Origin of the sequence: Paraburkholderia sp. WS6 (assembly GCF_030464835.1) — a bacterium.
In the GTDB taxonomy this organism is placed as follows: domain Bacteria; phylum Pseudomonadota; class Gammaproteobacteria; order Burkholderiales; family Burkholderiaceae; genus Paraburkholderia; species Paraburkholderia madseniana.
Genome location: NZ_JALQCK010000003.1, coordinates 140,957 through 156,228 on the forward strand (window position 1 = coordinate 140,957; position 15,272 = coordinate 156,228).

Genomic DNA, 15,272 nt, shown 5'->3' on the forward strand with positions numbered 1-15,272 from the left:
AGCTCAGGCGCGATTGACTGTTACACGCGGAAATCCGCCGCCATGTCTTCGTCCGTGCGCGCCTCGAGCTCGCCGCTGCGGCAGGCCTTCAGGAACACGTCGTAATCACGCTCCACCTGGTCAGCGTAGCTGGCGGCATAAGCCGCGAGCGACTCCGCAAACTGGTCGCTACGGCCGATATACGCGCTGACTTCGATCGCCTCGCCACTCGCCTTGGCATGCGCGCGCGCCATGATCCAGCCGCAGAGTTTCGCGTACCCCTCCAGCAGGTCGGTGTCGAACAGTTCGATGTTCGCCGACAGCTTCATGTCGCGCAGTTGCCGGAAGTAGAAATGGCGCCCTAACGGCCCGTTCGCCCAGCCGAGAAAGATGTCGCTCGCGGCCTGCAACATGCGCTGCCCTTGCACGACGCGTTCGCCCTCGTGCTTGACGGGAGGCGACTTGTAGTACTGGGCGACCACCGACGGCCGCGCCTCCTTGAGCTGCAGAAACAATGGCTTGCCCATGTGATCCACGTTCAGCACGACCATGCAGCGCGTGCCGACGCTGCCGACGCCCACCACTTTGAATACGATGTCCTGCACGGTGAAATGGCTGAGCAACTCGCGCCGGTCATGCGACATCGTCTTCAGGTACTCACCCCACATGCGTTCGAGCATCTTGCGCCAGTTGTGGCCCTTGAATGCCTCGGTTTCTTCAGGCGTGAACAGCGTGTTCGCGCCTAGCACGTGGAACAGCGCCGGCGGCGCATCGCGGATCGTCCAGCGGTCGCCGTCGTGCTCGGCCATTTTCTCCAGCAGATTTTCGTGGGTGCGGCTTGCGGCCTTTTCCATGCCGCGGCGCACGATACGGCGGCGCTCGGGGGTCAGCGCGGTTTCCGCCATGCGGTCGAAGGTGATGCGGTCGTACCAGAGTTCGAGCGCGCCGCACTGCGCGTATTGCGCCATGCGGTCGCGGTATTCGGTGACGGCGGTCATCACCAGATTCTCCGCTGCGCCACGACTCAAACGCATATGACGCGCGGCGACCACGAGGCTTGCGGTCAGGCGTTTCAGGTCCCATTCGAAGGGACCTGTGGCGACTTCGTCGAAGTCGTTCAGATCGAATACGAGTTGACGCTCCGGTGTCGCGAAGCCGCCGAAATTCATCAGATGGCCGTCGCCGCAAATCGGCATGGTGAGGCCGGTGTCGGGGACACGGCTCAGGTCGTGTGCCTGAATGATCGCGGTGCCGCGATAGAAGGTGAACGGCGACACCGACATACGCCCGTAGCGCAGCGGCACGAGCCTTTCGACTCGCCCCTCGCTGCTTTGCTTGAGCAATTCGATCGGGTTGCGATGCAACTCGCCTACCGCGCGATGGCTCGAACGCTTCGAGTGCTCACGGGCGGCACGGCCACGGGCCTCCCGTTCGGCGATGGTGCTGGCTTTCATGCTCTTCTCCGGTTTTTTTGTGTGAATCTTTACTATCGGTTCTAGAAGACTGCTTCTGCTGGCACGGTGAGCCATCACCAACGGTAGCCCACACCGCCGAAAATCACATCCGAGTCGCGATCATAGCGTGTCACGACACGATTCCATTCGATCCGCGCATTCCAGTGATCAGTCAAGCGGTACGAGCCGGCGATCGTGACGAGGCCCGAAAACTTCCCGGCGCCCGGCCCCGGCGTGAGGCTGTTCTCGTTTTCGTTGATCGCGTAGTAGGCGCCGACGCCGAGCCCGAGCGATACCTTATCGTTCAGGAAGGCACGCGTCGCCCACAGTTGGCTGGTCAAGCCGTCGCGACGCGCCACCTTGCTGCTGCCCTCGTGAAGATAGCCAACCGTCACATCGAGGTATTTCGCGAGGCCGCGACGGTACTCGATCGCGCCGCCAAGTGCAGTCGGCGAGCTGGTCGAATTGATGATGGTTTCGCCGAGGTACACCGCCACTTCGTTGTTGGTGACCTTTTGCGTACTGCCGCTCGCCCAGTCGCGCGGACCGGGTGTGCCCGGGGCATCGAGCTGATAGCCGACGCCGAACATCACGCTGGTCGCATCCGGCCCGCGCTGCACATGCACGCGATTCAACTGCAGTTGCGTGATCCACCGGCTCGACGCGTAGTACGCCGCGCGCACGCTATACACGACGCCCCAGCCGTGAGTGTCCGAATAGCTTCCGCCTTGCACGGCCGTGGTGGTGTCGAAGTAACGGTATGGACCGACGCCCGCCTGCAGGACGAACTGCGGGCTGCCGACGGGAATACGGCCCCATAGCTGGATCATCTGGCCGTCGCGATGATGATTGGGAATGTGCCCTTCATTCAGCCACGTGAAGCTCGCGGCGAAGTATTGCCCGAGCCCTTCCTGATAGTCGATTGCCCACGTGTAGGTGTTCGTGCTGCCCGCGCGCGAGCCGCCGCCGAATAGGGAAAACTCCTGGGCGTGAGCCGCGTTGGACGCGAATAGGAGCCCGAGACCGGCAATGCAGGAGGCCGCTTTGGTCGTCAGCTTGATGTTCTCGGCAGAATTCAGATTCCACATGCTTTTCGCATCTCCGGATGGGCCGCTGTCGCTGCCGGCATTCGTGAGCCGACGAGAAGCCGCGTGGCGGCATTGAGCGCCGGAACCGGCTGTCGTTACAAATTGTTTGCCATGCTAGCAGACCGCCCGGTAAAAATGCCACACCATGCGTTTTGGATAACCCGATCATGCAACCACATCCTTAATCATCCGGTCCGCAAATCGCCACTATTGGTTGCGACCACAACGACTGGTCGCAACACGACGGACAAAATTACCGGAAGTCGATTCGATCGATTAACCAATCGGTGAATATTTTTATTTTCACGGATGCGCACACTTTAGACAGCGCGACTCTGGCCGTTTACCTGTACATACAGAATACTAGTGGCGCCTTCGAAAAAGCCCTTGAAATAGGGCCTGTTCCACCGAACGTGCGTCGTGCAAGATAATGGAGAGAGCATGTTTGTCGCAATCGGCTGGGTAGTGGTAATCGCTTCTGTGATCGGTAGTTTTGTCGGCGTAGGCGGGCATCTTCCCGCGCTTGTTCAACCGTTCGAATTGCTATGCATTTTTGGCGCGGCGATAGGCGCGTTTGTCGTAAGCAATCCGACCGCCACGCTGAAGAAAACGATCAAGGCGATTCCTTCGTGTTTCAAAAGCGGTGGGTATACGAAGGAAAAATATCTTGAACTGATCGCGCTGCTTTACGAGTTGCTTCAGAAGGCACGCAAGGAAGGCATGATGTCGCTCGAAGCCGACGTCGCCGCGCCCGAAGAAAGCGTGCTGTTCCAGAAGTATTCGCACGTGCTGGAGGACCAGCATCTGCTCGACTTTATCGTCGACTATTTGCGCATGATGTCCGGCGGCAACGTGAACGTGCTTGAAGTGCAGGACCTGATGGACGAAGAACTGGCCACGCATCATGCGGAAGTGTCGATCGCCGCCAACGCGATCCAGAAAATGGCCGACGGCTTACCTGCATTCGGCATTGTTGCCGCCGTGATGGGTGTGGTTCATACGATGGGCTCGGTCGGTGCGCCGCCCGCCGTGCTCGGCGAAATGATCGCCGGCGCACTGGTCGGCACCTTCCTCGGCATTCTTCTCGCCTATGGTTTTATCGGTCCGGTCGCCGATCTGCTCAATGCCAAGGGCCGCGCCGAAGCCAAACCCTATCAGTGCGTGAAGGCCGTGTTGCTCGCCTCGCTCTCCGGGTATGCACCACCGATCGCCGTCGAGTTCGGGCGCAAGGTGCTGTTCACCGCCGACCGTCCGAGCTTCCAGGAACTGGACGACGCCGTGCGCGCCACCAAGATGCCGAAATCGGCCTGACGAGGAGCGGCATCATGAGTGAAAGAAGATCGCGCGCGTCCCAACAGGTCGAAACACCCGCTCCCGTGATCGTGCGCCGCTCGAAAAAGAGCGACGATCATGGCGCCCATCACGCCGGTGCATGGAAAATCGCCTATGCCGACTTCGTCACCGCGATGATGGCATTCTTCCTGCTGATGTGGCTGCTCGGTTCGACGTCGAAGTACGACAAGCAGGGCATCGAGGACTATTTCAACACTCCGCTGTCGAGCCTGCTCGGCGGCAACGAGGGCACGGCAGCGGCACGTCCGAGCGTCATCCAGGGCGGCGGGCGCGACATTTCCGACACCCGGCCCGGCGACGGCAAGAAGAGCCAGACCGAACCGACGCCGCCGACCACGGCCCCACCGATCGTGGCGCCAGCGGACGCGGCACGGCTTCAGCAATTGAAAGAGAGGCTCACCGCCTTGATCGAGCAGAGCCCGGCGTTGAGGGCATTCAAGGATCAGATCCGCATTTCGATCACGAACGAAGGTCTGCGCATCGAGATTGTCGATTCGCAGAATCGTCCGATGTTTCCGTCCGGCAGTTCGAAGTTGCAGCCTTACGCCGTGACGATCCTGACGCAGATCGGCGCCGCGCTCAACGACGTGGAGAACCGCATTTCGATAGCCGGCCATACCGACGCGGTGCCATACACGGCCGGGCCCGAGGGCTACTCGAACTGGGAACTATCGTCCGACCGGGCCAATGCCGCGCGCCGCGCGTTGGTGGCCGGCGGCATGCGCGGCGAGAAGCTGCTGCAGGTGCGCGGACTCGCCGATGTATTGCCGCTGAACAGCAACGTCGCCGACGAACCGACCAATCGGCGGATCAGTATTCTCGTGCTGAATAAGGCTGCGGAACTCGCGTTCTTCCACGACGGCGGCCGTACGGCAATTGATGAAACGTCGCCCGCAAGCTCGGCTATACCCGAGGTAGTGAACCGTTTGCAGCCGGTCGGTGTTTCACGTAGCACGCCGTAGAATTTTTTACGTCGACGTGCTTGGCGTCAGACACGTTGTCGTCAATTCCGCCCTGTTGTTTGGCGGATTTTTGACATTGATGGCGGTATTCGTGGGGATTAATTTCCGGCGGAGACGCTGATAAAAATCACGCCGTTGCGTCGCCATCGCACCTCGACGGAGCTAGGCTACAGATGACCAATGGTCTTCGAAGTACTCTTCGGCGAGCGCAGCGCCGCCGGAAGTATGACGCCCTTGTCACAAGCGTATGCAGGTGCACGCACACAGATTCCAGATGCACCACTACCCTGTGTAAACTATGGGCCCCGCTTAGCAGGAGTGGTTTGAGCTGCTTTCTCTTGCCTACTTCTCTTTGCAGCCGGCAAAGAGAAGTAAGTGCCGCCCCGCACAGGGGCAACGCTAATAGACCACTAACAAAACAAGGAAAGGCCAACGCCGCCCGAGCAAGCACTCCGACTGCGCCAGCCAGCCAAAACAGCAACATCAAACCGCCGCAACAACCCTCCGCGGCGACAAAACCGACACAACAAAACTAACTACAACATTCGCAGCCAACGCAATCAACCCAATATAAACCGGATAAACCGCATCCCCAACATGCAAAGCAAACACCGGCTTTAGCCCTTGAGAAACAGCAAGCCCGGTCCCAAGCACGATCCCGACCACCCACCCAAGAAACAACCCCGCCGTATTCAACCGCCGCGTATACAACGAAAACACAATAGCTGGAAAGATCTGCAAAATCCAAACCCCACCCAGCAACTGCAAATCAATCGCATACTGCGTAGGCAAGAACACAATAAACAACAGCGCCCCAAACTTCACAACCAGCGAAACGATCTTCGCCGTAGAAGCCTCAGCCTCAGGCGTGATATCCGGCGAAACAAGAGGACGCCACAAATTCCGCGTGAACAGATTAGCCGCACCAATCGACATGATCGCGGCGGGCACCAACGCGCTAATCGCAATAGCCGCAGCAGCAAAGCCAACGAACCACGACGGGAACAGCGTGTTAAACAGCGCCGGCACCATATCGGACGCCGACTTCACATGCACACCGGCCGCAATCGCCATATACCCGAGCAACGCAATCAACCCCAGCAACAGCGTATAAGCCGGCAGGAAAATCGCATTCTTGCGTACGGTATTAGCCGACGATGACGACAACACCGCCGTCATCGTATGCGGATACATGAACGCCGCCAGTGCCGAACCCAAAGCCAGCGATGCATAAGCAGTGAACTGCGCCGGCTTCAGAATGATCCCGGTTGCGCCGCCCTTGGCCTTGAAATACGTATCGGCCGCATCGAACACATGCGCATAGCCGCCGAGCTTCGCCGGAATCAGCCAAATCGCCGCGATCACGACGATATAGATCATGATGTCCTTGACGAACGCGATCATCGCCGGCGCCCGCAGGCCGCTTGCGTACGTGTAAAGCGCAAGAATCACGAAGGCGACGATCAGCGGCATCTCGCCCGTCACACCTAGCCCTTTGATCACGACTTGCATGCCCACCAGTTGCAGCGCGATATATGGCATCGTCGCGACAATGCCGGTCAATGCAACCGCAGCCGGGAACCACTTGCCACCGTATTCGCCCTGCACATAATCCGCTGCCGTGATGTGATCCTTCGCCTTCGCGATCTTCCACAGCTTCGGCATCACCGCGAACACGAACGGATAGACGATGATCGTGTACGGCAGCGCAAAGAAGCCATACGCGCCCACCGAATACACCAGCGCGGGCACCGCGATCACCGTATAAGCGGTATAGAAGTCGCCGCCGACGAGGAACCACGAAATCACCGTGCCGAATTGGCGGCCACCCAGGCCCCACTCATGCAGTTGCGTCAGATCGCCCCGCTTCCAGCGCGCGGCAAAAAACCCGATGACAGTGACGAGAACAAAGAACGCGATAAAGACGGTCATCGCGACCGGGTTCACAGGATTGACATCGCTCATTTGACACCTCGGTACACGACGTAAATCAGTAGCGAGGTCAACGGAACCCACAAGAACTGATACCAGTAGAAGAAAGGAAAGCCGGCGAACGAGGGCCGCGTGTCGTTATAGAACGGCAACCACAGCAACGCGATGTACGGGATCAGCAGGATTAGCCATAGCCATGAACGGCCGGCAGATTGGGAGGTCTCCACAAACGTCTCCTAGGTCTATTATTGAAACCGCGCGCCGAAAAGCACGGTGCGTCGTGGGGATGTAGTATTCGCCTTCGTGAGCGCTCTCACAAGCGCGCAACTACGTAAGCCGGCTACGTAATACTACGTAGCCCGTCGGCCGTCCTGTCTACGATGAAACTCAAAGCAAAGATTGTCCTGCTGGCGATCGTGCCCTTTCTGGCGGCCATCGCCAGCATTGAAATTGGCGTGCGCCGGGAAGCCACGGCGCTCGCCGAAACGCAGCACGCGACCACCCAGGCCGCGTACTTGGCCAGCAAGGAAATCGAACTCAAACACTACGTCGAGCTCGCGACGACGGCGATCGCCCCGCTCTACAACGCCGGCCAGGACAACGCGCGCGACGACGCAATGCTGCGCACCCGCGCGCTCGGCATCCTCGAGAAAATGGATTTCGGCAAGGACGGCTACTTCTTCGTCTACGACATGCACGGCCGTTCGCTGATGCATCCGCGCGAACCCGATCTCGTCGGACGCGACCTCTGGGAGCTGCGCGATCCGCAAGGCAAGCTGACGATCCAGCAATTGCTCGCCGCGGCCACGCGCGGCGGCGGCTATGTGCGCTACGTGTGGCATCGTCCGTCGACGGGCAAGCTCGCGTCGAAACTGGGTTACGTGGTGCCGCTCGAACGCTGGGGCTGGATGATCGGCACCGGCATCTATCTCGACGACGTCGACGCCACGCTCGCTGACATCGATCAGCGCGCGGCGGCCAACATCGACCGCACGATGCAGTGGATCGACGCCATCGCACTCGCCGGGCTCGCCGTGATCGCATTGTGTGCGCTGGTACTCAACGTCACCGAATACCGCAGTGCCGATGCAAAACTCAAGCGGCTCGCGCAGCAGGTGGTCGACTCGCAGGAAAACGAACGGGCGCGCCTGTCGCGTGAATTGCACGACGGCATCAGTCAGATGATGGTTTCCGTGAAGTTGCTGCTCGAATCGGCGTTGGCGCGCTTCGAACGCAGCGATGTACGCGTGCCTGCGGCGGAAGCCGCGCTATCGACCAGCGTGGCGCGCATCGGCGATACCTTGCGTGAAGTGCGCCGCATTTCCCACGCGCTGCGTCCGTCGATGCTCGATGACCTGGGCGTTGCAGCCGCGCTGGAGCAGCTCACGCGCGAGTTGAGCGACGAATCCGGCATCGAGATCGGCTTCACGCAGATCGCCCACACCCATGCAGCGGCTTTGCCGGAAGCCGTGAATACGGTCCTGTTCCGTATCGCCCAGGAAGCACTGACGAACATCGTGCGGCACGCACAGGCGTCCAGCGCGGCGCTTTCGCTGGAAGTATCGAGCGACGCCGTCACGCTGACGATTTCGGACAACGGGCGCGGATTCGATGTAGCGCACGCACTCGTCAGTCCACGCGCAGGCGTGGGTCTGCGCAATATGCGCGAGCGGCTGGACGTACTGGGCGGCAAGCTGTCGCTCAGTTCGCAAGCCGGTCATACGATCGTAACCGCGCGCGTGCCGATCGTTGCGTCTGGGCTTCAATCGCCGGCCTTGCAGGAAACCTCACTATGAACGACATGTCACTTGCCATCGCACGTCTGATTCTGATCGACGACCATCCGCTTGTACGCGACGGCTTGCGCGCCCGGCTCGAAGCCGTGCGCAACATCGAAATCGTCGGCGAAGCGGGCAATGCGCAGGAAGCACTCGCACTCGCCGCCAGCCAGGAACCTCATCTGGTGCTGATGGATGTCGGCATGAACGGAATGAACGGCATCGCGTTGGCCGGCATGTTTCATGAGCGCTTCCCGGCGATACGCGTGCTGATGCTCTCCATGCACGACAACCTCGAGTACGTGACCCAGGCGGTGCGCGCAGGGGCCAGCGGTTATGTGCTCAAGGACTCGCCCGCCACCGAAATCATTCAGGCGATTGGCGCGGTGCTGGAAGGCAAGACGTTTTTCAGCGCGGGGCTGGGCGCGCGATTGATCCAGGCATCGGCGACGCAGTCGCCCATTGAAAGGCTCACACCGCGCGAGCGCGATATTCTCGATGCGCTCGCGGAAGGTCTCTCGAGCAAGCAGATCGCTCAACGCAACGACCTCTCGGTGCGCACGGTGGAAACGCATCGGCTGAACCTGAAGCGCAAACTCGATATCGAAGGCCAGGCCGAGTTGATCAAGTTCGCCGTTGAAAATCGTCGCAAGAGTCAGTGATGCCCTGAGCCGCTGCATAATCTCGACTGGGTAGTCGAGAATCAAAACCGTCGGTCCGTCTGCCCCACGCTCAAATCCCGGAGCCCAAGACGATGAAGCGCCTGATCCAACAGCACCTGGCGAGTCTGCTGATCTGCATGGCCGCGACGCATGCCCAGGCGCAAGCGCAACGCGTCAATCGCGGCCACGACCCGTTCTTTCAGATATCCAAAGCGATCAGCGACTGCCCGGCGCCCTTAGGCCCACTCGAGACCGAGCAGGAATGGCTCGACGACAGTCATTACCGGATCGAGCGCGGCAATAGCTGCTGGGTGGAGGGCCGTTGCCGTCTGTCGAACGCTTACCTCTACGACGCGGAAATCGCCGACGCCGTCCAACGGCGTCTCACCAACATTAATTACGCCACCCACTGGCGCGAACAGTCGACGCTGTGGCTCACGCTGCAACGTCGTTTCATCTACGTGCAAGGCTGCGTCGCACCAGGCTTCGACAAACAGATGTTCCTCGCGGAACTCGCGAAAACAGCGGACGTCGATCGCGTGATCGACGACACCACAACCAACCCGCACGCAGCGTCGCTACCCTATAAAACGCTGGCAGATCCTGACAAGCCTGTGATCGATCCGGGCAACTAGTCACAGTAGTGCAGCGGCGGCAATCTAGTCAGTAGCACCACCACGGTCACTATTGTCCCGAATGATTTGCGCGATCAGCACGTCCGCATCGCGCGAGACGTTATCGTGAACGCGGGTACTCTGCGTGGCCGCCGGCGTATCGTTGCCGATGAGATGACCGCTGCGCACATGCGTATCCACCGACACCTGCATCGACAGGCCGAGCCGCAACGGATGCGCCGCGAGTTCGGCCGGGTCGAGCGAAATCACGATCGGCACGCGCTGCACGACCTTGATCCAGTTACCGGCAGCGTTCTGCGAGGGCAGCATCGAAAACGCACTGCCTGTGCCTGCAGAAAAGCCCTCCACGTGCCCCTGATACACCACCTGCGAGCCGTACACATCCGACACGATTCGCACCGGCTGACCCACACGCATGCTGCGAATCTGGCCTTCCTTGAAATTCGCCTCGACCCACAGACGCTCGAGCGGAATGATCGACATGAGTGCGAGCCCCGGCCCGACCTGCTGGCCGATCTGCACCGAACGCTGTCCGACCGTGCCGTCGACGGGAGAAACGACAGTGGTGCGCTGCAGATTACGGTAAGCGAGCCGCAATTGCGCCGCGGCTTGCAGAACCGGCGGGCTGGCTTCGACCGGGAATTTCCCGCCGAGCGCGCGGGCGGCATCGAGCTGGACTTGCGCCGAGGCGAGGTTCGCTTGCGCGACTGCTACCGCTTCGCGAGCGCGCGCCAATTCTTCCGGCGACACGACTTCCACCGACGCATGATCGCGCGCCGCCAGCGCACGTTGCGCCAACGCGAGTTCGGCTCGGCGCGCGTCGATTGACTGGACATAGAGCTTGCGCGAGATCGTCGCGTTTGCCACTTGTCGCACGGCGAGTGTCAGTTGCGCTTTGGCCTGCGCAAACGCGGCGGCTGCCTCGGCATCGTCGAGTTTGACGAGCGGCTGGCCGGCTCGCACCTGGCGCGTGTTGTCCACCAGAATATCGGTGACTGTGCCGGGTATCTGCGCGGCGATCTGGACGATGTTGCCCGCCACGTAGGCGTCGTCGGTCTCTTCGAAGAAACGCGCGCTTAAGCCCCAATACGTCAGCCACGCCACACCGGCGAGCGCCACCACGCCGAAGAAAGCGGCAAAACGGCGCCGACGCGCCGCCCGTTTCGAATCATGCGCGTCGCTCGTTACGCCCGCCGCGTTTGCCGGGTTTGCCTGCTCCTCGGTCCAGCCCGCGGCATGTTGTGCCTGTTTATCGTTGTGCATTCAATCGAAGTGCGTATCCGTGATGCGTGCGTGGGAGGGAAAGGTGGCCTGATAGTGAGAAATCGGTGCGCCCGCCACCTTGCGTACGTCGAAGCCACCACCGAGCGCGCCGACCAGCGCAACCTGCAGCATTCTGCGGCGGCCCTGCAAATCCACCTGCTGCGCGCGTTCGTCGAGCAAGGACAGGTCGGCCAGCGTCACGTCCTTCTGCATGCCGATGCCGCGGCGATGCCGCTCTTCAGCGATCGCGACGATATGCGACGCCGCTTCCACGGCGCGCGTCTGCTCGGTCGCGAGCGTATCGACCGTGCGCAAGGAAGTCAGTTGACGCGCGACCTCCCCGAGCGCCTCGTCGACGGTCTTGTTGTAAAGGCCGATCGCAGCGTCGACGTTGGCGTAATCGCCGCCTAATTGCGCGTGCAACCGGGTCCGGTCGAAAATCGGCAAGGAGATCGCCGGTCCCACCGAGCCGGTCAACGCCGCGCGCGAGAAAAGCGCGCCGGGCGTCAATGCTGTCAGTCCGGCAAAGGCCACCAGATTCACGTCCGGATAGAACTGGGCCCGCGTGGCGTCGGTGTTGGCGAGCGCCGCTTCAGCCCGCAAACGCGCCGCCACGATGTCGGGCCGACGGCCCAACAGATCGACCGGCAATTGCGCAGGCATCGGCGCATCGGCCGCCGCGGCCAGTTGCGGACGATGCAGCGACAAACCCCGCTCCGCGCCGCGCCCCGTCAACACGCCGATCTGCAATTCGGTCAGTTTGATGCGCTCGTCGTTGAGCGCCTGCTGTGAAGCGAGCCGGCTTCGCTTGAGTGTGGCATCGGCCGAGTCGTACGCGTTATCGATGCCACGCGCGCCACGCTCGCGCAAGACCGCATCGACCCTGTCCGCGGCCTGCTGCTTTTGCAGCAAAATGTCCTGCATCGCAAAGGCGCGGTCGAGCTCGCAGTAGAGCGTCACGAGCGCGACCGTCAGCGTGAGCCGCGCCTGCTCCGCATCGACTCGTGCGGCGTCGCGCGTGGACAGCAGGCTACCGGTCAGCGCGGCATTTTTGCCCCACAGGTCGAGCTGGTAGCTCAGGCCTGCGAACAACGCGGCCGGCGACACCACCGGATCATTGAACAACTGCACCGGAATCTGCTGGCCGCCGACGGATACGTTGGCCACATCGTTCGGCTGCGGTAAGCGGGCTTTACTCACCGTCGCGCCCGCCGTGCCGGTGAGGCCGGTGAGCGATGCAAACTGTTCGAGTTGTGCCTGCGCGGCACCCACTCTCGCTTTGGCAATCTGCAGGTCGGGATTGTTTTGCAAGGCTTCGACGGTCAGCTCATCCAGTTGCGGATCGCGGTAGCGCTTGACCCAATCGGGCGCGGGCCATGCACCGTTCGCGCCTGGCCCGATGGTCTGCGAAAGTGCATCGGCGGATGGCTTGATCGGTTTGACGTTCGCTTGCAGACCCGCCTCGCTCACGCAACCGGTCAGCACCGCTGCAATCAGCAGCAGCGGCAGCAGCAACGGCAAGGTGCGTGGCATAGGGAATTGCATATGCCGTCTCATGAGTGCCGGGTAAGAGGCATTGCACGTTCTCCTGCTACCGGCGTATTCATCTCGCCAAAGCTCGCCGAATTCGCCGCGTTAACCGCATTCGTGGACCTGGCCACTTTGGCCGCAAATCGCGGACGGGTCCGCTCAAGCGGCCCCATTCGTCCGAAGAACCCATCGAATAGACCCAGCGCAATCGCGTTGAGCTTGGCCAGCTTGTCTTTTTCAAGCAGCGCAATCTGCACGATTTGCCAGAGCGTTAGCACGTTCGGCACGATTGCGACCGGCAGACGCATTCCATATTGCAGCGCAAGCTGCATCGCGTTTCGCGCGCTGTAATAGCGGCGGAAACCGGGGTGATTCATCGTCGTCAATTCCAGAGAACCCAGTTTGTGGCGGCGCCGTGAGCCGATCCGATGCAGCAGCACGAGCGACGGCACCACGTACACGGGCACATTACGCAGCAATGCACGCAGGCAGTATTCGGTATCGACGTGGTCGATAAAGAGCGCTTCGTCAAAGCGGCCGAGGCGCGCGAACGCCTCGCGTGAAATGACACAGCCGGACGAAATCAGAAACGCGCAGCGCTGCATCGCGGCGTCGGCGTGTATCGACAGCCTCTCTACCGCCAAACCGCTCGTCGCGAGTTCGGGCAGGAAGCGTTGATCGTTTTCATCGAAGATGCGCGGGCCCGCTAAAAATGCCCGGCCACTCATCGACGTGCACCGGTCGCGCATCACGGCGAAGTAAGCCTCCGGCGCCTCGGAATCCTGATCGAACAGCGCGACCGCATCCGCGCCTGCGTCGAACAGCGCACTCAAGCCGCAATTGAAGGCGCCGGCAATGCCGTTGCGATTACCGTGATGCAGCAACGCGACGCCCGCCTTACCCAGGACCATCGCGGCGCGCGCGTCCGGCAACGGCGAGTTGTCGACCACCAGCAAGCGGTCGCACGCCGAACGCATCGCCACCGCACGCGCGAGCTGCTCTTCACTCGGATGAAACAGGATGATCAACGCGCCCAGGATCGTCATTCGAAGTTCCTCAGTGACCTAAAGCCATCGCCGCGCCGCGCTTGGGACGCGTGAGCCACATCATGGCGGCGAGCACGAGGCAGGTGATGCTTGCCATGTAGAACATGTCGCCGGTCGCCATCATGTAGGCCTGTTGCTGCACGACGTGATGCAAGGTGGTGAGTTCGCGCGCGCCGTCGATGCCCATGCCGTGCAGACTCTGAACGAAGCGCTGCGTATTACCGGACGATTTCGTCACGGACTGCGCGACGACGTCGTAGTGATACAGCGCGCGGTTATCCCATAGCGTGACGCTCATCGCCGTGCCGAACGCCGCCGACAGTGTGCGCAAAAAATTCGACAGGCTGGAGGCCGCGGCGAGCTTGTCGTCGGATACGCGCGAGAGCGTCGCTGCCGTCAACGGAATGAAGAAGCACGGCAAGCCGATGCCCTGAATCAGACCCGGCGTGATGATCTGCGTGAAAGTCATGGTCAGCGTGAAATGCGCATCCCACCAGAGCACGGCCGCGAACACGAGAAAGCCGAAAGTCGCGAGCACGCGCGCGTCGAAACGGGCCGCATAAATGCCGACCAGAATCGAGAACACCAGCGCGAGCACGCCAAGCGGCGCGGTGGCGAGTCCGGCCTGGTACGCGGTGTAGCCCATCACAGCCTGCAACCAGAGCGGAAAGATCACGCCCACCACCGAGAAGCTCATCATGCCCAGCGAAATGATCAGCACGCAGAACGAAAACGTGCGATCACGGAACAGGCTCAGATCGATCACCGGATGCCGTTCGCCCGCCTCCCAGATCAACAGCGACACGATCGCCAACCCGGCGATGATCGCCAGCGTCAGGATCAAAGGCGAATCGAACCAACCGCGGTCGTGACCGAGATCCAGCACCGTCTGCAACGAGCCCACGCCGACGACCAGCAAGATAATGCCAGGCAGATCGATCGGCACCGCCTTGCCGACGGGTGCATCGCGGCGCAGCAGCGTCATGCACACTGCGAACGAGAAGATGCCGATCGGCAGATTGATCAGGAAGATCCACGGCCACGAAAAATTGTCGATGATCCAGCCGCCCACCACCGGACCGAAGATCGGCGCAAGCAGCACCGTCATCGCCCACAGCGCGAGTGCCACGACGCGCTTATCCGGCGGAAAGGTCCGCAGCAGGATCGTTTGGGAAAGCGGCACCATCGGCCCGGAAAAGAGCCCCTGCAATGCCCGGCATACCACCAGAAGATGAAAGTCGCCGGCCACGCCGCATAGCAGCGACGTCAACGTGAAAAGGATCACCGCGCCAAGGAACAGCCGCGTTTCGCCGACCCGCCGCGAGAGCCAGCCCGTCAAGGGCACGGCGATGGCGGCGGCCACGGAATACGAGCTGATCACCCACGTGCCCTGGCTGTTGGACACGCCGAGGCCGCCGGAAATAGCCGGTACCGCGACGTTGGTTACCGTCGAATCCAGGACTTCGATGAATGTGGCCAGCGACAGCGCGAACGTCAGCAAGGCGAGCCGCGCACCGCGCATGCCGGGTACGCTGCGCTCGCCGGTGGCGCCAGGGCCGACGCCATGCGCCTCGTCAAACGACGCGGCGC

12 protein-coding genes and 1 pseudogene are annotated in these 15,272 nt (G+C 61.4%); 5 read left to right on the forward strand and 8 right to left on the reverse strand.

Annotated features, from left to right (window positions below):
• Positions 1 to 20 precede the first annotated feature (20 nt).
• Together M0D64_RS05020 and M0D64_RS05025 are read right to left on the reverse strand one after the other, a co-directional pair.
• Positions 21 to 1,433 carry a DUF2252 domain-containing protein gene (locus M0D64_RS05020; RefSeq protein WP_266256865.1) on the reverse strand — a complete coding sequence of 471 codons (1,413 nt, stop codon included), beginning with the start codon at positions 1,431 to 1,433 and terminating at the stop codon, positions 21 to 23.
• Between the two features lie 74 nt (positions 1,434 to 1,507).
• On the reverse strand, positions 1,508 to 2,521 hold the full coding sequence (locus M0D64_RS05025; RefSeq protein ID WP_266256866.1) for a hypothetical protein: 1,014 nt from the start codon (positions 2,519 to 2,521) through the stop codon (positions 1,508 to 1,510).
• A gap of 441 nt (positions 2,522 to 2,962) precedes the next feature.
• Between M0D64_RS05025 and motA the strand changes: the two genes are divergently transcribed.
• A complete protein-coding gene (motA, locus tag M0D64_RS05030; RefSeq protein ID WP_266256867.1) occupies positions 2,963 to 3,832 on the forward strand; it encodes a flagellar motor stator protein MotA in 870 nt (289 codons plus the stop codon).
• Positions 3,833 to 3,846: 14 nt separating this feature from the next.
• Positions 3,847 to 4,836: a flagellar motor protein MotB gene (gene motB, locus M0D64_RS05035; RefSeq protein ID WP_266256868.1), complete on the forward strand. Its 990-nt coding sequence runs from the start codon at positions 3,847 to 3,849 to the stop codon at positions 4,834 to 4,836.
• 483 nt (positions 4,837 to 5,319) lie between these two features.
• On the opposite strand, the gene mctP is transcribed toward motB, so the two are convergent.
• Together mctP and M0D64_RS05045 are read right to left on the reverse strand one after the other, a co-directional pair.
• Complete coding sequence (gene mctP, locus M0D64_RS05040; RefSeq protein ID WP_266256869.1) at positions 5,320 to 6,801, reverse strand: monocarboxylate uptake permease MctP; 1,482 nt, start codon at positions 6,799 to 6,801, stop codon at positions 5,320 to 5,322.
• Complete coding sequence (locus M0D64_RS05045) at positions 6,798 to 6,995, reverse strand: DUF3311 domain-containing protein (protein WP_093634922.1); 198 nt, start codon at positions 6,993 to 6,995, stop codon at positions 6,798 to 6,800. Before M0D64_RS05045 ends, mctP begins: the two co-directional genes overlap by 4 nt.
• 153 nt (positions 6,996 to 7,148) lie before the next feature.
• On the opposite strand from M0D64_RS05045, the gene M0D64_RS05050 reads away from it, so the two are divergent.
• The 3 genes from M0D64_RS05050 to M0D64_RS05060 all read left to right on the forward strand — a co-directional run bounded on the left by M0D64_RS05050 (position 7,149) and on the right by M0D64_RS05060 (position 9,843).
• Positions 7,149 to 8,564, forward strand: a complete 1,416-nt coding sequence (locus M0D64_RS05050; protein ID WP_266256870.1) for a cache domain-containing protein — start codon at positions 7,149 to 7,151, stop codon at positions 8,562 to 8,564.
• Complete coding sequence (locus M0D64_RS05055) at positions 8,561 to 9,208, forward strand: response regulator transcription factor (protein ID WP_171928246.1); 648 nt, start codon at positions 8,561 to 8,563, stop codon at positions 9,206 to 9,208. Before M0D64_RS05050 ends, M0D64_RS05055 begins: the two co-directional genes overlap by 4 nt.
• 92 nt (positions 9,209 to 9,300) lie before the next feature.
• Complete coding sequence (locus M0D64_RS05060) at positions 9,301 to 9,843, forward strand: hypothetical protein (protein WP_266256871.1); 543 nt, start codon at positions 9,301 to 9,303, stop codon at positions 9,841 to 9,843.
• 24 nt (positions 9,844 to 9,867) lie between these two features.
• Here the strand turns inward: M0D64_RS05060 and M0D64_RS05065 are convergent, their stop codons facing one another.
• From M0D64_RS05065 to M0D64_RS05080, 4 genes and pseudogenes are all read right to left on the reverse strand, one after another.
• Complete coding sequence (locus M0D64_RS05065) at positions 9,868 to 11,106, reverse strand: HlyD family efflux transporter periplasmic adaptor subunit (RefSeq protein WP_266256872.1); 1,239 nt, start codon at positions 11,104 to 11,106, stop codon at positions 9,868 to 9,870.
• A complete protein-coding gene (locus M0D64_RS05070; RefSeq protein ID WP_266257000.1) occupies positions 11,107 to 12,639 on the reverse strand; it encodes an efflux transporter outer membrane subunit in 1,533 nt (510 codons plus the stop codon). It abuts the gene before it with no gap.
• A gap of 164 nt (positions 12,640 to 12,803) precedes the next feature.
• Positions 12,804 to 13,682, reverse strand: a pseudogene (locus M0D64_RS05075) (glycosyltransferase family 2 protein); the annotation flags it as partial.
• Positions 13,683 to 13,692: 10 nt separating this feature from the next.
• A complete protein-coding gene (locus M0D64_RS05080) occupies positions 13,693 to 15,204 on the reverse strand; it encodes a DHA2 family efflux MFS transporter permease subunit (RefSeq protein ID WP_266257001.1) in 1,512 nt (503 codons plus the stop codon).
• Between the last annotated feature and the right edge of the window lie 68 nt (positions 15,205 to 15,272).